At 39.8% G+C, this 19,742-nt stretch carries 19 protein-coding genes; 10 read left to right on the forward strand and 9 right to left on the reverse strand.

Going from position 1 to position 19,742, the window contains the following annotated elements; translation table 11 throughout:
• The first annotated feature begins 208 nt into the window (after window positions 1-208).
• The 10 genes from rny to hfq all read left to right on the forward strand — a co-directional run bounded on the left by rny (window position 209) and on the right by hfq (window position 12,138).
• Complete coding sequence (rny, locus tag ACZSMY_RS01980) at window positions 209-1,771, forward strand: ribonuclease Y (protein WP_042534917.1); 1,563 nt, start codon at window positions 209-211, stop codon at window positions 1,769-1,771.
• 184 nt (window positions 1,772-1,955) lie between these two features.
• The gene (locus tag ACZSMY_RS01985; protein WP_042534914.1) at window positions 1,956-2,753 is read left to right on the forward strand and encodes a TIGR00282 family metallophosphoesterase; all 798 of its coding nucleotides are present in this window, start codon (window positions 1,956-1,958) and stop codon (window positions 2,751-2,753) included.
• Window positions 2,754-2,844: 91 nt separating this feature from the next.
• The gene (locus ACZSMY_RS01990) at window positions 2,845-3,105 is read left to right on the forward strand and encodes a stage V sporulation protein S (RefSeq protein ID WP_042534912.1); all 261 of its coding nucleotides are present in this window, start codon (window positions 2,845-2,847) and stop codon (window positions 3,103-3,105) included.
• A gap of 255 nt (window positions 3,106-3,360) precedes the next feature.
• Window positions 3,361-4,920: a tRNA (N6-isopentenyl adenosine(37)-C2)-methylthiotransferase MiaB gene (gene miaB / locus ACZSMY_RS01995; protein WP_042534909.1), complete on the forward strand. Its 1,560-nt coding sequence runs from the start codon at window positions 3,361-3,363 to the stop codon at window positions 4,918-4,920.
• A gap of 1 nt (window position 4,921) precedes the next feature.
• Window positions 4,922-5,350 carry a YlbF/YmcA family competence regulator gene (locus ACZSMY_RS02000; RefSeq protein WP_042534907.1) on the forward strand — a complete coding sequence of 143 codons (429 nt, stop codon included), beginning with the start codon at window positions 4,922-4,924 and terminating at the stop codon, window positions 5,348-5,350.
• A gap of 255 nt (window positions 5,351-5,605) precedes the next feature.
• Window positions 5,606-6,178, forward strand: coding sequence for an outer spore coat protein CotE (locus ACZSMY_RS02005; protein WP_042534905.1), 573 nt, complete (start codon window positions 5,606-5,608; stop codon window positions 6,176-6,178).
• 209 nt (window positions 6,179-6,387) lie between these two features.
• Complete coding sequence (mutS, locus tag ACZSMY_RS02010; protein ID WP_256704835.1) at window positions 6,388-8,985, forward strand: DNA mismatch repair protein MutS; 2,598 nt, start codon at window positions 6,388-6,390, stop codon at window positions 8,983-8,985.
• Between the two features lie 25 nt (window positions 8,986-9,010).
• Window positions 9,011-10,897 (forward strand): DNA mismatch repair endonuclease MutL, encoded by a 1,887-nt coding sequence (gene mutL / locus ACZSMY_RS02015; protein WP_042534901.1) that lies wholly within the window; start codon window positions 9,011-9,013, stop codon window positions 10,895-10,897.
• A gap of 39 nt (window positions 10,898-10,936) precedes the next feature.
• The gene (gene miaA, locus ACZSMY_RS02020) at window positions 10,937-11,869 is read left to right on the forward strand and encodes a tRNA (adenosine(37)-N6)-dimethylallyltransferase MiaA (protein ID WP_256704833.1); all 933 of its coding nucleotides are present in this window, start codon (window positions 10,937-10,939) and stop codon (window positions 11,867-11,869) included.
• 44 nt (window positions 11,870-11,913) lie between these two features.
• A complete protein-coding gene (gene hfq / locus ACZSMY_RS02025) occupies window positions 11,914-12,138 on the forward strand; it encodes an RNA chaperone Hfq (protein WP_042534897.1) in 225 nt (74 codons plus the stop codon).
• A gap of 226 nt (window positions 12,139-12,364) precedes the next feature.
• On the opposite strand, the gene sigK is transcribed toward hfq, so the two are convergent.
• The 9 genes from sigK to ACZSMY_RS02070 form a co-directional block, all read right to left on the reverse strand.
• Entirely contained in the window at window positions 12,365-13,072 is a 708-nt protein-coding gene (sigK, locus tag ACZSMY_RS02030) for an RNA polymerase sporulation sigma factor SigK (RefSeq protein WP_042534895.1), read from the reverse strand.
• A gap of 227 nt (window positions 13,073-13,299) precedes the next feature.
• Complete coding sequence (gene mnhG / locus ACZSMY_RS02035) at window positions 13,300-13,650, reverse strand: monovalent cation/H(+) antiporter subunit G (protein WP_319022568.1); 351 nt, start codon at window positions 13,648-13,650, stop codon at window positions 13,300-13,302.
• Window positions 13,643-13,921, reverse strand: coding sequence for a Na(+)/H(+) antiporter subunit F1 (locus ACZSMY_RS02040; protein WP_042534890.1), 279 nt, complete (start codon window positions 13,919-13,921; stop codon window positions 13,643-13,645). Before ACZSMY_RS02040 ends, mnhG begins: the two co-directional genes overlap by 8 nt.
• Window positions 13,921-14,397 carry a Na+/H+ antiporter subunit E gene (locus tag ACZSMY_RS02045; protein ID WP_193064668.1) on the reverse strand — a complete coding sequence of 159 codons (477 nt, stop codon included), beginning with the start codon at window positions 14,395-14,397 and terminating at the stop codon, window positions 13,921-13,923. The genes ACZSMY_RS02040 and ACZSMY_RS02045 overlap by 1 nt, the downstream gene beginning before the upstream one ends.
• A gap of 5 nt (window positions 14,398-14,402) precedes the next feature.
• Entirely contained in the window at window positions 14,403-15,887 is a 1,485-nt protein-coding gene (locus tag ACZSMY_RS02050) for a Na+/H+ antiporter subunit D (protein WP_042534886.1), read from the reverse strand.
• Complete coding sequence (locus ACZSMY_RS02055) at window positions 15,880-16,218, reverse strand: Na(+)/H(+) antiporter subunit C (RefSeq protein ID WP_193064669.1); 339 nt, start codon at window positions 16,216-16,218, stop codon at window positions 15,880-15,882. The genes ACZSMY_RS02050 and ACZSMY_RS02055 overlap by 8 nt, the downstream gene beginning before the upstream one ends.
• Window positions 16,218-16,649 carry a Na(+)/H(+) antiporter subunit B gene (locus ACZSMY_RS02060; protein WP_379542619.1) on the reverse strand — a complete coding sequence of 144 codons (432 nt, stop codon included), beginning with the start codon at window positions 16,647-16,649 and terminating at the stop codon, window positions 16,218-16,220. The genes ACZSMY_RS02055 and ACZSMY_RS02060 overlap by 1 nt, the downstream gene beginning before the upstream one ends.
• Window positions 16,646-19,066, reverse strand: a complete 2,421-nt coding sequence (locus ACZSMY_RS02065; protein ID WP_256704832.1) for a Na+/H+ antiporter subunit A — start codon at window positions 19,064-19,066, stop codon at window positions 16,646-16,648. Before ACZSMY_RS02065 ends, ACZSMY_RS02060 begins: the two co-directional genes overlap by 4 nt.
• A 423-nt stretch (window positions 19,067-19,489) precedes the next feature.
• Window positions 19,490-19,630 carry a sporulation histidine kinase inhibitor Sda gene (locus ACZSMY_RS02070; RefSeq protein WP_193064671.1) on the reverse strand — a complete coding sequence of 47 codons (141 nt, stop codon included), beginning with the start codon at window positions 19,628-19,630 and terminating at the stop codon, window positions 19,490-19,492.
• Window positions 19,631-19,742 lie beyond the last annotated feature (112 nt).

Genomic DNA, 19,742 nt, shown 5'->3' on the forward strand with positions numbered 1-19,742 from the left:
AGTATGTACGCAGATGATTTATCAAGATTTCCAATATATTATAATTTATATCGGGAGTTCCTTGACATTCAAGCTTGTGAGAATTAATATTAATAGTGTATAATTTTATAATTTGTATTATGAAATTACCTTTATTTTATGCATTTGAAAATGTGATATGCCGACAAATACGCAATTTACAATTTTATAGGCAATAGGAGGTGAAGTTATGAACACTGTGATTATTATCATCTCCATTTTGCTTGCTCTAGTCGTCGTATTTGTTGTTGGTTATCTGGTACGTAAATCTATTGCAGAAGCTAAAATTTCTAGTGCGGAAACCTTAGCGAAACAAATTATGGAAGAAGCACGCAGAAATGCAGATACTGCTAAGAAAGAGGCGCTTCTAGAAGCAAAAGATGAGAATCATCAGCTTCGGAGCCAAGCCGAAGATGAGATTCGTGAGCGTCGTATGGAAGCTCAGAAGCAAGAAAATCGTCTGATGCAAAAAGAAGAAAATCTGGACAGAAAAGGTGAAACATTAGACAAACGTGAGGTTCTGCTCGAACAGAAAGAACAAACTCTTGTGGAACAACAACAACAAATGGAAGAAATGAAAAGCAAAGTGGAAGCTATGAAAGACGAGCAGCAAGCTGAGCTTGAGCGCATTTCAGGATATACAACCGAGCAGGCGAGACAAGTTATTTTAGAGCGCATCGAAAAAGAAGTACAGCATGAATCAGCAGTCATGATTAAAGAAGCTGAAAATCGTGCGAATGAGGAAGCTGATAAGAAAGCAAAAAATATCTTATCGCTTGCACTGCAAAGATGCGCAGCTGACCACGTTGCTGAAACTACGGTTTCTGTTGTGAATTTGCCGAATGATGAGATGAAAGGCCGTATTATTGGACGGGAAGGCCGAAATATCCGTACCTTAGAAACATTGACAGGAATTGATTTAATTATTGATGATACACCTGAAGCGGTTATTCTATCCGGTTTTGACCCAATACGGCGTGAAATCGCACGAATGGCGTTAGAAAGACTTGTACAAGATGGCAGAATCCACCCTGCGCGTATTGAGGAAATGGTTGAAAAATCGAGACGTGATGTTGACGAATATATACGTGAAGTGGGCGAGGAGACAACATTTGAAGTTGGTATCCACGGATTACATCCGGATCTTGTGAAGATTCTAGGTCGTTTAAAATATCGTACAAGCTACGGTCAAAATGTCTTGAAGCACTCAATGGAAGTTGCTTACTTGTCAGGACTGCTGGCAGCGGAATTAGGAGAAGATATAAATCTTGCTAAAAGAGCTGGTCTGCTGCATGATATCGGAAAAGCGATTGATCATGAAGTAGAAGGCAGTCATGTTGAAATTGGTAAAGAATTAGCAATGAAATACAAAGAACCAGAAGTGGTTATTAATTCAATTGCTTCCCACCATGGAGATGAGGAGGCAACCTCTGTTATAGCTGTATTAGTTGCAGCTGCAGATGCACTTTCTGCCGCCAGACCGGGAGCTCGAAGCGAAACCCTTGAGAATTATATCAAGCGTTTAGAAAAATTAGAAGAGATATCTGAGTCGTTTGAAGGCGTAGAGAAGTCATTTGCCATCCAAGCCGGTCGTGAAATTCGTATCATGGTTCGTCCTGATGATATTGATGACATGGAATCAGCGAGAATTGCACGTGATATCAGAAAACGTATTGAAGGGGAGCTCGACTACCCTGGACATATTAAGATTACGGTTATTCGGGAAACAAGAGCAGTTGAATACGCAAAATAAAGCAAGGGCGGCAGATGTCGCCTTTGTTTTTTTATTGACTTAGAATAGCAAAAAAAGCGTTATGTCACAAAACAAATCAGGGAAAGATACAAACGAGTACAGTGAATGCTTGGCCTGTTGTCTTTCATAGCGGCTGAGATAACATAATGATATCGTTTATATGGAAAGAAGAGAGGTAGAAAAAATGAAAATTTTATTTATTGGTGATGTGGTAGGTTCTCCAGGAAGAGATATGGTCGCAGAGTATTTGCCTAAATTAAAAGAAAAATATAAGCCAAGTGTAACTATTATTAATGGAGAAAATGCTGCTGCAGGAAAGGGTATTACGGAAAAGATTTACAAGCAATTTTTACAAGCTGGAGCACAAGTAATTACAATGGGAAATCATACGTGGGATAAAAAAGAAATTTTTGAGTTTATCGATCAGGCTCCTGCGCTGATTCGTCCAGCGAATTTTCCAGAGAATAATCCGGGGAAAGGAATTGCCTATACAAACATTAACGGAAAAGAAGTTGCTGTGATTAATTTACAGGGAAGAACCTTCCTTCCGCCAATTGATGATCCCTTTGATAAAGCAGATCAATTAGTAGAGGAAGCGAAGAAAAGAACCAATACGATTTTTGTAGACTTTCATGGTGAAGCAACAAGTGAGAAACAAGCAATCGGCTGGTATCTGGACGGAAGAGTAACGGCCGTTGTCGGGACGCATACGCATACGCAAACTGCAGACGAAAGAATATTGCCCAGAGGTACTGCATATATATCTGATGTGGGGATGACAGGACCGTATGATGCGATATTAGGTGTGGAGAAAGAATCTGTTATTAAAAGATTCCAAACTTCCCTTCCAGTACGTTTTGAAATTGAAAAAAAGGGAAGAACACAACTAAATGGAGTATTCATTAGTACGGACGATTCGACGGGGAAAGCAGCAAAGATTGAACGGATCCTTATTAATGATGATCATCCTTTCTTTGCATAGTATTTGCCCGTGATGCAGTCGAACAAGGTATACATCTCCAGAAGAAATAGTAGCAATAAAAGTATAAATAGCACATGAGGAGGTACTAGTGATGGAAGTTTTAAAAGTTTCAGCAAAATCAAATCCAAACTCAGTGGCAGGGGCTTTGGCAAATGTACTTAGGGAACGAGGTACGGCTGAAATTCAGGCAATCGGTGCGGGAGCGCTGAACCAATCCGTCAAAGCAGTTGCTATAGCTCGCGGTTTTGTAGCACCAAGCGGAGTCGATTTAATCTGTATACCGGCATTTACAGATATACTAATTGATAATGAGGAACGGACAGCGATTAAGTTAATTATTGAGCCGAGGTAATGAATATTTCAAAGGGTTGTCGTTCCAAAAGAAAAACAGGCAGCCCGGATTGGATAGGGGCATGCCCTTCTCAAATTAACGGGTGATTTAGGACTTATTCCTTTATGAAGCAGAAAAATCTCTTTTTTCCTACGTGAAAAAAGAGATTTTTTATATGTTTCAGGCGTTGAGTATTGTACAATTATTATGTAGGCTTTATACTGTAAGTTAGTGCATCAATACATATGAATCGATGAAAGAAAGGGGATCAACCTGATGAACGAAGAACAGCGAAAACAACAGGCCCAGATTCGTAACGAAGAAGCTAATATAGAACGAATTAAAAATACATCCAGCGAAGAGTTCATTGCTAAATATTTTCAAATGGAGTATGAGCCGCAATCTCCAGATATAAAGAAAGCAAGAAAGCGTCGCAAGGAGGATATTCAATTTCATTATGATTTCTCCATCCCGGAGGATATGCAGCGAATTGGCGAGGGCAAAAAATTTCTGATCCGCACCTATGGCTGCCAAATGAATGAGCATGATACAGAGGTGATGGCCGGTATTTTGTCTGAAATGGGCTATGAATCCACCAATGTAACAGAAGAGGCCGATATTATATTGCTTAACACGTGTGCCATTCGTGAAAATGCGGAAAATAAAGTATTCGGTGAAATTGGCCATTTAAAACCATTAAAATTAGAAAACCCGGATCTTATTATCGGTGTCTGCGGCTGTATGTCACAAGAAGAATCCGTAGTTAACCGGATTTTGAAAAAACACCAGCATATCGATCTAATATTTGGGACCCATAATATCCACCGTCTGCCGCACCTTGTTAAAGAAGCGTTATTCGGAAAAGAAATGATTGTTGAAGTGTGGTCTAAAGAAGGCGATATAATTGAGAATCTGCCGAAAGTACGTAAAGGAAAGACCAAAGCATGGGTAAATATCATGTATGGCTGTGACAAGTTCTGTACGTACTGTATTGTCCCTATGACCCGCGGGAAAGAGCGCAGCCGCCGTCCAAAGGATATTATTCAGGAAGTCCGCCACCTCGTCGCACAGGGCTATAAGGAAGTCACTCTTCTTGGACAAAATGTGAATGCATATGGAAAGGACTTTGAAGATATCGAATACGGTTTGGGCGATTTAATGGATGATATTCATAAGATTGATATTCCGCGTGTCCGCTTTACAACTTCCCATCCGCGTGACTTTGATGACCGTCTGATTGAAGTGCTGGCTCAGGGCGGGAATCTTCTGGATCATATTCATTTGCCGGTTCAATCCGGAAGCAGTGAAATACTGAAGAAAATGAATCGGAAATATACACGGGAAGATTATTTAGAGTTAGTTAGAAAAATCCGTGAAGCCATGCCACATGCCACATTGACTACAGACATCATTGTAGGCTTCCCGAACGAAACAGAAGAGCAGTTTGAAGAAACAATGACATTAGTGGAAGAAGTAGGCTTTGAAGCAGCTTATACATTTATTTATTCACCTCGTGAAGGGACACCGGCTGCAAGGAAAAAGGATGATGTACCTGAAGAAGTAAAAAAACAGCGCTTATATCGTTTAAATGAACTTGTTAATAAACAATCAGCAGCTTCCATGAAATCTTATCAGGGTGAAGTTGTCAAGGTGCTTGTCGAAGGGGAAAGCAAGAAAGATCCAGATGTTCTTGCCGGCTATACAGAAAGAAATAAATTAGTAAACTTTAAAGGACCAAAATCCGCGATTGGCCAAATTGTAGAAGTAGAAATTACAGAAACGAAAACCTGGTCATTGAATGGTATTATGGTAGAAAATAGAGTTGAGGTGGAATAAGATGGCGATGTATGAACGTAAAGAAGTACTTGATGAAGCCAGAAAGTTAGCGGCAATGCTATCGAACACAGAAGAAATCGAGCGTTTTAAGCAAGTAGAAGCTAAATTAAATGAAAATAAAAAAGTCCAAAGCTTGATTAAGAAAATTAAGACGCTGCAAAAACAGGCAGTTAATTTTCAAGCATATGATAAGAAGGAAGCTTTACAGCGTATCGAGCAGGAAATTGACAGATTGCAAAATGAAATTGATGAAATTCCGGTAGTTCAGGAATTTAAAGAGACACAAATCGTGGTCAATGATGTTTTACAGCTGGTTTCCAAAACAATCTCCCGTACGGTTACAAATGATATTATTGAATCAACAGGCGGCGATGTGCTTAAAGGCGAAACCGGCTCCCAAACACAGAATAGTTCCAGCTGTGCGCACTAAACTGAGGATTGTTTAATAAAATAAATAAACAGACGAAGCCGGGCAGTGAGCTGTCCGGCTTTTTGTTACCTCGCAGCGTGTTTCAAGTTGTCAATAAGCAATTTTTGGGCATCCGATGATAGCCCATTTTTTCAAAATAAAAACCTTTCAAGCTCTCCTTCGCGCCTGCTTTTCTTTTTTCTTGGCAATAGTTATGCACTTTAGGTATTTGCCGTGCATAAAATGACTATGAAAAAAGAGGAGGTAAAATATATCATGACTTTTCTTGATAAAGAATATAGAGAAATCATTACGAAAGCAGTATGTGGTAAAGGCAGAAAATTCACAAAAGATACCCATACAATAACTCCAAGCCATCGTCCGACAAGTATTCTTGGGTGCTGGGTGATCAATCATTTATACCACGCGAAGAAGAAGTCTGAGGATACTGTCATTATCAGTGGCAGTTATGATATTAATGTATGGTATTCTTACAATGATAATACGAAAACAGAGGTTATCACAGAAAGGGTGGAATACACAGATGTAGTTCCGTTATCTGTTAAGGACGATAATTGTATCAATGATGAATACGATATTATCGCAAAGGTACTTCAGCAGCCTAATTGTTTAGAGTGCATGATTTCAGATAAGGGCGGCAGTATTACCGTCGATATTGAACGTGAATTTGTCGTTCAAATTATTGGCGAAACCAAAATCTGTGTAAAAGTAAAACCTAACTGGAAGAGCGATGACGAAGAAGATGATTTTATGTGGGACTATGAAATGACTGATGATGAGGCAGAGGATATCAGACCGGACTTTATCCATCACAAACACAAAGATTAACATGAAACGAGGGTAGCCATACTCTCGTTTTCTTTTACACCCTAAGGAAATGATAAAAACGAAGCATTCCTTTCTTTTTTAGTGAATGTTTCGTTTTTCTAAGAACAGGATAGGACAAGAATCGGGGAGATTATGCTATAATGGAGTTCGATTCCATTTAAAGATACGTGAAAAAAATAGATAATTTAGCAAGCTGGAGGAACTATTTCATGACAAAATTAACACCAATGATGCAGCAATACATAGACATTAAGTCGCAATATAAGGATGCTTTTTTATTTTATCGGCTTGGAGATTTTTATGAGTTATTTTATGAGGATGCTACAAAGGCTGCGCAGGAATTAGAAATTACCTTAACGAAGCGGGCCGGGGGCAATGATCCGATTCCGATGTGCGGTGTTCCTTATCATTCTGCAGAAAATTATATCAAGGTATTAATCGATAAAGGGTACAAGGTAGCCATCTGTGAGCAAGTTGAGGATCCGAAGACAGCGAAGGGCGTGGTCAAACGGGAGGTTGTCCAAATGATCACCCCGGGTACGGTGATGGAAAGTAATATGCTTGTGGAAGGTGAAAACAATTATATCGGCAGCCTGTCTCATTTTGGAGATGGTTCCTTTGTCATTGCGTATAATGACTTATCAACTGGAGAGAGCCGCCTGGCTTTAATGCAGGATGGCTGGGACAGTGTGATTCATGAATTTTATCATCAGCCGGTAAAGGAAATCGTGATTTCCTCTTCTTTGCCGGAAGAATTGCAAGCGCAGCTCAAGGAGCGGCTGCAGGTTACATTATCCTATCAGGATGAAGTGAATTTTAATGCGGAATTTCGTGAGCTGAGTGAGAATTTAAATGATGAACGTCTGATGGAGGCCTTCAGCAGATTATTGAATTATATCCAGAACACACAGAAGCGTTCCTTAGATCATCTGCAGCCGGCAGAAGTGATTGAGCTCAAGCAATATATGAGCCTGGATATGTATTCCAAACGCAATTTAGAGCTGACAGAGTCGATTATGAAAAAATCAAAGCACGGCAGCTTATTATGGGTTTTGGACAAAACGGTAACCGCAATGGGCGCAAGAATGCTGAAAAAATGGCTGGAGCGGCCGCTGTTAAATCAAGTTAAAATAAATCAGCGGTTAGAAGTCGTCGAGACCTTTCTGAATGCTTTTATGGAACGGGAAAACCTGCGGGAAAGCTTAAAGTCGGTATATGACTTAGAGCGCTTATCCGGAAGAATTGCATTTGGGAATGTCAATGCAAGAGACTTAATCCAATTAAAGAAATCCCTGCAAAATATTCCGGCGATAAAAGAGACGCTCAATGCGCTTCATGTTCCTGAAGTGAGCGAGCTGGCAGATGCCCTGATTTATCCTGATACTATTGTTGAAGTGCTGGAAAACAGCTTAGTCGAAGAACCGCCGCTTTCTATTAAAGAAGGGGCTTTGATAAAAGAAGGCTATCATGAAGAATTAGATAAATACCGCGATGCGTCTAAAAACGGAAAACAATGGATTGCATCTCTGGAGAAAAAAGAGCGGGAAGTAACTGGAATCAAGTCGCTGAAAATAGGATATAACCGTGTGTTTGGCTATTATATTGAAGTGACGAGACCTAACCTGCCTTTATTACAAGATGACCGCTATGAACGGAAGCAGACGCTTACCAATGCAGAACGCTTTATCACACCGGAGCTGAAAGAAAAAGAAACACTTATCTTAGAAGCAGATGAAAAAAGCGTAGAGCTGGAGTATGATTTATTTATTAAAATCAGAGAGCAGATAAAGCAGGATATTCCGTTAATTCAGCAGCTTGCGCAAATTATCAGTGAAATAGATGTATTGCAGGGCTTTGCGACAATCAGTGAAGAAAATAATTATAAACGTCCGGCTTTCCAGGAAGGTGTCTTCTCTGTAGAGGGAGGACGGCACCCCGTTGTCGAGCAGGTGATGAAGACCGGAACCTTTGTACCAAATGATGTACAGCTGGATGCTGACAACCAGATGCTGCTTATTACCGGCCCGAATATGTCTGGTAAAAGTACCTATATGCGTCAAGTAGCATTAATCGCTATCATGGGACAGACTGGCTGCTTTATACCGGCTGAATCAGGAATCTTGCCTGTTTTTGATCAAATTTTTACACGGATCGGTGCAGCGGATGATTTAGTTTCTGGACAGAGTACCTTTATGGTAGAGATGCTGGAAGCCAGGCATGCGATCCAAAATGCTACCGCCAACAGTCTGATTTTATTAGATGAAATAGGACGTGGAACAAGTACGTACGATGGCATGGCCTTGGCTCAGGCGATTGTAGAGTATATTCATAACCATATTCACGCCAAAACCCTTTTCTCCACGCATTATCATGAGCTGACAGCACTGGAGGATTCCTTAGAGCATTTAAAAAACATTCATGTCCGTGCGGAAGAGCATGAAGAAAATGTTGTTTTTCTTCATCAAATCAAAGAAGGAGCAGCAGACCAGAGCTATGGTATCCATGTTGCTAAATTGGCCGATTTGCCGGATGAGTTAATCAATCGTGCTTCTGTTATTCTGGAAAGCTTTGAAAATAATGATTCCAAAGAAGCGCAGAAAGAGGAAGCTCCTTCTCTTGAACCAGAAGAGGCCGAATCAGCTCAATTATCCTTTTTTGCAGAGGAAAACAGTAAAGAACATAAGCCAGCGAAGTTAACTAATAAAGACAATGCAGCCTTAGAGGAGCTCAAAAGCTTAAATATATTAGAGATGAACCCTTTAGAAGCTATGAATGAATTATATCGCCTGCAGAAGAAATTAAAGTAACACGCATTTAGAGGAAGGTGATAATATGCCAATTCAACAAATGCCGGATAGTCTGGCAAATAAAATCGCAGCAGGAGAGGTGGTAGAACGTCCTGCTTCGGTAGTTAAGGAAATCATTGAAAATAGTATCGATGCAGGTGCCACCTGGATACGCATCGATGTACACGAAGCCGGATTATCGGAAATACGCATTGTCGATAATGGGGCTGGTATTGCTGCAGAGGATGTGGAGAAGGCTTTTTTGCCGCATGCGACCAGTAAAATAAGCACAGAAACCGATTTGTTCCATGTGACCACACTTGGATTCCGTGGAGAGGCACTGGCAAGTATAGCTTCTGTCAGCAGACTGTCTATCCAGACCTCCCAAGGAGACGTTGCCGGAGTATCGCTTGAATTAGAAGGCGGAGAAGTTGTCAAAAGAGGCAAGAGCGATGCCCGCCAAGGTACGGAGATTGTTGTCAGTGATTTATTCTATAATACACCGGCACGGTTGAAATATATGAAAAGCCTTCATACTGAGCTGGGACATATATCAGATGTTTTGAACCGGATGGCATTAGCGCATCCGGAAATTCGGTTTGAAGCAACGCATAATGGCAAAGGGCTCCTAAAAACTTCAGGCAATGATGACATGCTGCAGGTCATTTCGCAAGTGTATGGAATGAGTGTGGCCAAGCAAATGTCCCCAGTTGAACATAAGACGCTGGATTTTACGATTACCGGCTATATTGCGAAGCCGGAGGTGACAAGAGCATCCAGAAACTATATGTCAACGATTATTAATGGCCGATTTGTCCGCAACATTGCCCTGAATAAAGCAATTATTGAAGGATATCATACGCTGCTGCCGATCGGCCGTTCTCCAATTGTTGTTCTTTCTATTGAAATGGATTCGATTCTGGTGGATGTGAATGTCCACCCTGCCAAGCTGGAAGTCCGGTTCAGTAAAGAAAAAGAGCTGTATGCAGCAGTCAAAGATATGATCCAGGCTCATTTTCGGAAAATGACACTTATCCCGGAAGTAACGAAAAAGCCGGAGCCGAAGCAAAAATCAGAACAGCATACGTTTCAATTTGAAACAGAGCCTGCTTCTCCATTTCAGGAGAAAGAGAAAAAAATAGAAGCGGAAAAACCATCTGATGCTGTTATCAGAGAAGACAATCGGTATCAGGAGGAAGACCCCGCCTTTCTTCGTGAAGAGAACACCCATATTGAAGTTCAAAGGCGCGAACAGGAATCAGCACCTGCCCCAGAAGGAAACGTCTCTGAGGAGCTTATAATGGACGCTCCCGTTCCTCCGATAGAAAAAGCATCCGAGCAGGTTCAGCCTCGGGTCCCAATGATGTATCCAATCGGGCAGCTGCAGGGAACCTATATTATGGCACAAAATGAAAATGGCCTGTATATGGTGGATCAGCATGCTGCACAGGAGCGGGTAAAATATGAATTTTTTAAGCAAAAGCTCGGCAAACCAATCAATGAGTCACAGGAGCTTTTAATACCGCTGACCTTTGATTTTTCTAAAAAAGAGGCTATCTTTATTGAAGAAGCAAAGGATACGCTAGAAAAAGCCGGATTATTTTTTGAACCGTTTGGTCACCAGACCTATGTTATACGTTCTCATCCAACCTGGTTTCCGGCTGGCCTGGAGGAAGAAATTATCCGGGAAATGGTGGAGCAGTTTATTCAGGAATCAACAGTGAATGTAGAAAAAATACGGGAAGAAGCAGCGATATTAATGTCTTGTAAACGGTCGATCAAAGCAAATCATTATTTAACCAGCGAGGAAATGTTCCAGCTGCTCGAAGACTTACGAAGTACCACCGATCCTTTTACATGCCCGCATGGAAGGCCGATTATTGTTCATTTCTCTACCTATGAATTAGAAAAGATGTTTAAGCGTATTATGTAGAATGGAAGCAAAAAAATAATGAAGTTGAGGAATAAATAAATGAAGAAAAAAGTAGTTTCTATCGTAGGACCAACAGCAGTCGGAAAGACAGCATTAGGAATTGCTGCTGCAAAAAAGTTCCGGGGGGAAATTATCAGCGGAGATTCCACACAGGTATATAAGGGGATGGATATCGGTACAGCTAAGGTAACACCGGAGGAAACGGAAGGCATCCCTCATCATATGATTGATATTATTAAGCCGGATCAGCCATTTTCTGTTGCCGATTTTCAGGAGCACGTGAAATATCATATTGAAGCAATCCACGAACGGGGCAACCTTCCAATCATTGTTGGCGGGAGCGGCCTGTATATTCAATCTGTACTGTTTGATTACCATTTTTCCGACCAGCGCCGCGACGAGAAGTTAACGAAAAAGCTATTTCAGCAGATCGAAGCAGAAGGTCCGGATAGCCTGTATGAGCGTCTGAAGCAGGTTGACCCGGAGCAGGCCAAAAAAGTTCATCCGAATAATCACAGGCGTCTTGTCCGCGCCTTAGAGGTCTATGAGCTGACCGGACTGACAATGTCGGAGTATCAGAAAGAGCAGCAGCCAGAATCCCCTTATGATCCATATATTATCGGATTAGATATGGACCGGGCTGTATTATATGAACGGATTAACCGCCGCGTGGATAATATGATAGAAGCTGGATTAATGAAGGAAGTCAAGTTTCTTATTGCAAATGGCTATAAAGACTGCCAGTCGATGCACGCGATCGGCTATAAGGAGATAGCAGCTTATCTAGACAACCGCTTATCACAAGCAGAAGCTGTCAACGCGATTAAACAAAACTCACGCAAATATGCGAAAAGACAGCTCACATGGTTCCGGAATAAGCTGGATGTAAATTGGTATCAGCTGACAGAGAAGGAAGCTGCACAACAAATGAAATTAATTTTAAATGATTTAGCAGGATTTTTAGAATCATAAATCGAATAAAGATGTATAGATAGAAAAGAGGAGGAACTTATTTTATGGCTCAATCCGTTAATATTCAAGATCAATATTTAAATCAATTGCGAAAAAATCATGTTTTTGTCACTGTTTTTTTAACCAACGGCTTTCAATTAAGAGGGACGGTCAAAGCGTTTGATAACTTTACGGTGCTGTTGGAAACAGACGGCAAGCAGCAGCTTATTTTTAAACACGCTATTTCTACATTCTCTCCATCGAAGAATGTGGAAATTGAAAAAGAATAGAGACTATGGGAGAGAGGAGCTGAATGGAGCTTCTCTCTTTTTGATATATTTAATGCAACTTCTCACAAAAACAGTTCTTTATATGGGGGACGATTATACGTGATACACGAATAAGCCTCTCTTTGAACTTAATCAACAAGAGAGGCTTAAGGCTTCACTTCATTTTGTTTACTTACCAGCCAACATATTTCATTAAATATAAATTGGATTCTTTTTAATCATACAATCACAAGGAAGGATGCTCATTCCGGTAATACTCATGAAATACCTTCATCAACGCTCTTTTTTCAATCCGGGAAACATAGCTTCTGGAGATGTTTAACTTCTTTGCAATTTCACGTTGAGTCATTTCATCCTGATCATTTAATCCGTAACGATACACAATTACTTCCCGTTCGCGGCTGTCTAAAATAGAAAAATACTGTTCAATCTTTGAAATTTCCATATTTAATTGGATATACTCAATTACATTTTCATTTTCAGCTTCTAATATATCAATTAAGCTGATTTCATTTCCTTCTTTATCTTGCCCAATCGGATCATGCAGGGAGACGTCTTTTTTGACTTTCTTAAGTGCTCTTAAATGCATCAGTATTTCATTTTCCACACAGCGGGCGGCATAGGTGGCCAGTTTGGTACCTTTTCCTGTAGAAAAGCTTTCGACTCCTTTGATTAAGCCGATGGTGCCGATAGAAATTAAATCTTCCATATCCTCTCCGGTATTTTCAAATTTCTTAACCAGATGGGCTACGAGACGGAGATTATGTTCAATCAGTTTGTTTCTGGCTTCTTCATCTCCTTCCTGCATCAATTGGATGTATTTTGCTTCTTCCTTAGGGGATAGTGGCTGGGGGAAAGACTGGTTCTTGACATACGAGACGAAAAATAAAGCTTCTTTAATAAACAGTCCAAGTGCAGATAATATCATGGACAAATCCCATCACCTCCAAGAGTAAGCATCTTTCAACCTTCTAGGTAATTGCCTATAGCCTATTCTTATGTGTGGAAGAAGAAAAACGTGTCTGTCCATACAGAATGGAAAAGCTAAAAAGGAGAAAATAATTTTATTTTCCTGGCCAATTCGGGATTTTTATAAGGGAACGATTTATATAAAAAGCTCCAATTTCTCTTTAACAGGAGAAATCGGAGCTTTTATTTCATTTAATTTGATTGGTTTTGATCTGTATCGTACATTTCTTTTAAATCATCGGTTATTGTATTTTTATCGAGTTTTACTCCATTCCGGTAAGCTGATCTTGTAACCATCAGACTGGCTACCGGAGCTGTCAGGAATAAGAACAGAATAGCTAATAATATTTTTGCGTTCATTTCGCCCTGGGTTAAAAAGTGGATAAATACAGCCAGCATAATAAAAATAACACCTAACGTCGCACTTTTACCGGAAGCATGTGCACGACTGTAGACATCCTTTAGCCGGAGTATACCGATGGCGCTCACTACGGCAAAAAATACACCAATGACAACAAAGACAGTTACAATTGTTTCAATCATCGCGGTCAATGACAACACCTCTTTCCAGGAATTTTGAAAGGGTCAAGGTCCCGACAAAACCCAAAATAGTAAGTACGAGAACAATGTCAGAGAACACGGATGTGTCTTGTAAAATCATCAGTATCCCGATAAAACCGACAAGCAGAACACCAATAGCATCCAACGCCAAAATTCTATCCTGTGTAGACGGACCAATCATAACACGGATAAACAATAAAACGAGGGCGACGGAAAGTGCACTCAATGCAACAATCAAAATTGTATCAAACATTATTTCGTCACCTCCATGATTGCTTTTTCAAAAGAGTCCTGGATATCCTTGATCATAACTTCTTTATCTGGCACATCGATTGAATGTACATAAATGGTTTTGCTGTCATCTGAGAAATCCATGGAAATCGTTCCAGGAGTCAAGGTGATCAATGCTGCCAGGATAGAGATTTCAAAGTCTGATTCTAAACGTGTTCTGACAGCAACAATTCCAGGCTGATGATCTTGCTTCGGATTAAGCACTACTTTTACAACATCAATATTTGCTTTGATTAATTCAATCATAAACAAATAAATTAATTTCATAATCGCCCAGACTTTTTTTAAATAAAAATCAAACTTTAAGAAACGTCGTATAACAATTAAAATTAAAATCCCAATGAAATAACCGGAAAGAAAACTTACGAATGTATACTCATTTTGTAAAAACATCCAGAGTATCGCGAGCAAAACGTTTATTAATATTTGAAATGGCATAGCAACTACTCCTTCAGCACAGATTCAATATAATTTGTAGGATTCATAATATCTTCTGCAACTTCCATCGAATAGGTGAAAATTGGTTCCGCTGCAAATCCTAAAATAATGGTAAGTGCAACAAGCGGTAAGATCGGCAGTAACAGTTTTCCTACGGGAATCTTTGCTTGTGCCGCTGTATGCTTCTGCTTGCCCCAAAAAGCGTAACTGAAAATTTTCATCATAGAAAATAAGGTCAGAAGCCCAACCAGGAGCGCTACCGCAGAAATGACATACTGTTGTTCCTCAAAGCCCGCTAATATTATCGGGAACTTACTAAAGAACCCGCTTAACGGCGGAATACCTGCTAAGGAAATGGCAGTGATAAAGAACAGCCAGGCAAGCCAAGGATGGGTTCCAATCAATCCGCCCATTTTCTTTAAATCAGTTGTTCCCGTAATTTTCTGTGTTGCTCCAGCAAATAAGAAAAGTGCTGTTTTTACAATCATGTGATGCGCAATATAGTAAATGGCACCGGCAACAGCTAAAGGAGTGAAGATACCAAGACCCATCACCATATAGCCGACCTGGCTGATAATATGATAGGAGAGAATACGCTTGAAATCAAATTGCGATACAGCTCCAAGAACTCCGAATAACATGGTAAAACCGGCAACCGTAACAATTAATCCTTTGTGCGTAAAGCCTGTATCATGATTGAAAATTACAGTAAATGTACGGATAATCGCATAAATACCTACTTTGGTCAACAGACCCCCAAATAAGGCTGCTATAGCAGCAGGAGGACCGTAATAGGACTTCGGAAGCCAAAAATAAAGCGGGAATAAGGCTCCTTTAGAAGCAAAAACAATAAACAGCATAATAGCTACTATATTGAGTGCGCCAGTCTGGTCTAATTCCGAAACACGCTGGGCGATATGCGCCATATTCATTGTTCCGGTAATAGAATAAATCCATGCTATCCCTACAATAAAGAGGGCGGATGCAAAAATGTTGATAATTACATACTTAAAGGACTCTCTTAACTGATAGCCTGTCCCTCCATGAACAATCAATCCATAAGAGGCAATCAACATTACTTCAAAGAACACAAATAGATTAAATAAATCGCCTGTTAAAAAAGAACCGTTGACCCCAATCATTAAGAAAAGATAAAGCGGGTAGAAAAACTGCTTTTCACGGTCTCTGGCGATTGTCTGGAAAGCAAAGAACAGACAAACGGTACCTACTAAAGTAGATAAAAGCAGCATCAGTGTTGAAAGTAAATCTGCAACGATAACAATTCCAAAAGGTGCCTCCCAGTCGCCGACTTCCAATACAAGCGTTCCGTGCTGGTATACATAAATTGCTAAATAAACGGAAAGTGCCAGTAAAGCAAGCATTGTAATTCCGCTTATCACACGCTGTATCGTGTGTCGTTTGTATAAAAGTATAAGTATAGCGCCGATTATGAAAGGTATAATAACCGGCAGAATAATTACATTACTCATCAGCAGAACCCCTTAATTCTTCTAAATCGTCTGTTTTATGCACTTTATATGTCCGATAAGACATAACTAACAATAAAGCAGTAACAGCAAAAGCGATAACGATGGCTGTCAGTACCAGCGCCTGAGGCAGCGGATCTGTATATGCTTCTGCATCAAAACTTAAAACAGGAGCAGCGCCGCGCTGCAGACCGGACATCGTTAAAAATAAAAGATGCACGGCGTGAGAAAGTAACAATGTAGCTGCAACAACGCGGAGCAGATCTTTAGACATAAACAGGTAGATCGCTACGCTAAAAACAATCCCTGTGACAATTGACATTAATAGTTCCATTATTTATCATCCTCCGCAATCGTCAGAATAATTGCAAGTGCACTGGCCAATACAACAAAGTAAACACCTAAATCAAAAGGCAGTGCGGTGGTCAATTCAACTTCTCCCAGGATTGGCAGTCTAAAATAGTCAAAGAATTGTTTTAGATAAGGAAAACCAAAAACCATAGAGACCACACCTGTTACACTGGCAAAAAGTAACCCGATGCCGATTATTTTTATATAATCAAATCGAATGACCTTCTTAATGGAATTTAAGCCAAATGAGAGGTACAAAATAAGAATGGCACTTGCAGTCATTAGACCTCCAATAAATCCTCCACCAGGGCTGTTGTGACCTGCGAGCAGTAAATAGATAGAGAAGGAGAGGACAATCAAAATAATGAGTCTGGTCAATGTCTGCAGCATCATATTATTTGGTTTTTTCATCATACGTCCTCACTTCCTTTAAAACGTAATCGTATTAAACTGACAACGGTTAATACCGCTAAAGCGACAACAAGCACTTCCAGCATGGTATCAAGACCACGGAAATCCACCAGGATAACATTTACGATGTTATATCCTCCAGCTTCTTCCTTGGCATTTTCAGTATAGTACTCGGAAATCGAAGAATAATTTGCCTCTTGCCCCAATGAAAATGCAGATAGGGAACCAAGTGTAATCATCAGCCCAAATCCAATGGAAATGATTAATTTAACAGCCTTCAATTTTGGAGGTGTTTTTACCTTCTTCAATTTCGGCAAGTGATAAAAGACAAGCATAAACAAAATAACGGATACGGTTTCGATAAGCAGCTGCGTCAATGCTAAATCCGGAGCTCGGAACAGAACAAACAATAGAGCTACGATAAAGCCGCTGACACTTGTTGCAATAATTAATGCTACCCGATTATTAATAAACGGAATAACAATAACAGACCCGATAAATACTGCAATGACAAACCATACGTAAATTGGCACCGGTGATAAATCAAGCGATTGGATCGCCGGTAAATTATAACGGTACATCGTATAGGCCATTATCAATATGATAAATGTACACATATAGATGAAGTAATCTCTTAACCTGCCTGTCATCTGGATACGTGTTAGCCATTGAGACCCTTTTACTAAGCCATCATATCCATAATCATAGGCGTAGTTGAACAAATCACGTTCCCCGCGGTAGAATGCGGTATTTTCCCATTTTTTAAAGGTCATAAATAAGATGACACCCAATACTACCACACCGATTGTCATCCATAACTCTGGTGCTAAAAAGCCATGCCAGTGAGTGATGTGTACATCAAAAAACTCTCCTGGAGAAAGAATGCCGGGTGCGATAGCAGCCATAGCAGGCTCGATAATGGAGTACGCTAACAGATTAGGGAAAAGCCCGAATACAACAACAAGAACAGCGAGTATGATAGGGCTAATCAGCATACCGATCGGAGCCTCATGCACATGTTGTACTTTTAGCTTACTGCTATCGAATTTACCCATAAACGTCTTTGAAAACATCAGGATACAATATAAGAAGGTAAATACGCTGGCAATCCAAGCAATAATCGGAATGATAAATCCAAATGTTTCTAAATGGAAAATACCGTATTCCGTCACATTCAGCATCCCTGTCAAAAACATCTCTTTACTTAAAAAACCATTAAATGGAGGCAATCCTGCCATCGAAGCCAGTCCAATAAGAGAAATGGTTGCTGTAATAGGCATAATGGTCATTAAACCGCCCAGTTTACGGATATCTCTTGTACCTGTCTCATGGTCAACGATTCCGGCTGCCATAAACAGACTTCCTTTAAAGGTTGCATGGTTAACCAGATGAAATACCGCTGCTAAGATGGCGGTCATGTATAACGCATTGTCCCCATCCTGAAAATAGAACGCAGCAGAGCCTGTCCCAAGTAAACTCATGATTAAACCGAGCTGACTTATGGTGGAAAAGGCCAGAATTCCTTTTAGATCCTTTTGCCGTACTGCTGAAATAGAGCCCCATGTTAAGGTAACTAATCCGGCAATGGTAATAATCCAGAACCATTCTGGTGCACCTCCGAATACCCCGGTCAATCTGGCAACAAGATAAATTCCTGCTTTTACCATAGTTGCAGAGTGAAGATAAGCACTGACGGGTGTCGGCGCTTCCATTGCATCTGGAAGCCAGATGTGGAATGGAAATTGAGCCGACTTGGTAAATGCGCCTAGTAAAACCAGAATCATTGCCGGGATAAATAATCCGCTCGCCATCACAATGTCCGCATTTGCTATCAGCTCCCTGATACTGAATGTGCCGGCAATAACGTAAAGTAAAGAAAAACCAGCGAGCATGGATAATCCGCCGAAAACGGTGATATACATTGATTTTTGAGCACCATAAATAGATTTTTCTCTCGTATACCAGTAACTGATTAATAATGAAGAAGCGATACTTGTTACTTCCCAGAAAACATAAATAACAATTAAGTTATCGGAAAGAACGACTCCTAACATAGCACCCATAAACATTAAAAGATAGACATAGAAATTGTTTAACTTTTCTTTTCGTTTCGACAAATAGTAAATAGAGTAGAGAACAACGAGTGCTCCGATTCCTGTAATCAATAATGCGAAGAGCAGACTTAGACCGTCAACATATACGTTGAAGTTTATTCCGAGGGAAGGAACCCAGTCCAAATTATTTAAAATTGCTTCGCCAGATGATGTTCTAGGTATAAAAGATAGAAAATAAATGAATAGTACCAGAGGCAAAATCAAAACAAACCAGCCAGTATGTATTCTCTTTAAATACTTATACAAGAATGGAATAAGTATGGCTGCGATAAACGGTGATAAAACAGCCCAGTGTAGTAACGTCAAAAGTAATTCCTCCTTTTACAAAAATAGCGAATTCCTTTTAACTGTAGAGCAAAATAAAATACTTTAAATATTCCTTCAGTTAAAAGTGTTCAAGTTCATTTCTAATGTTGAAAACAAAAAGCCTGCCTATTATGAATAAGAAATAGGGATGGAAGCTTTCTTTTTACAGAGCACATAAAGGTTATTCGGTGTGATAATGAAGGGGGAATACCATGCTTTCTATTTGTTCTCCATCTCTTTACGGTTTTTTTTGCACAAAGTCAGAGTGCTACATTTGATTATAACCTATTCAGAAGATGGATGCATACAAAAAGAATGTGATGATCAGGATGGAAAGCTTGTATTTTAAATAGGAAGAAACAAGGGAAAAAAGCGAAAAAAAAACTTCAATTTTTAAATTGAAGTTTGGGAAACAAGACAAAATTATACAGATTCTTTAATTTTATGAGACAGAGATCTTTTATGGATTTCTTCCTCAAACAAAGAAAGAAAATCAGGACTTAAGTTTAATGATATTGCTGTATAATATGATTCTAGTAATAGTTCGTCCGATAATGTTTCCACAATACAACCTCCTCAAGTGTCAGCATTTCTATTAAGTTAATAATAATTTAACACGTGTATCTTGTGTTAACAAGCTGTAACTTATCTACATATAGTTGTATATAAGTTGTGT

Source organism: Oceanobacillus sp. B139/18, assembly GCF_055524595.1.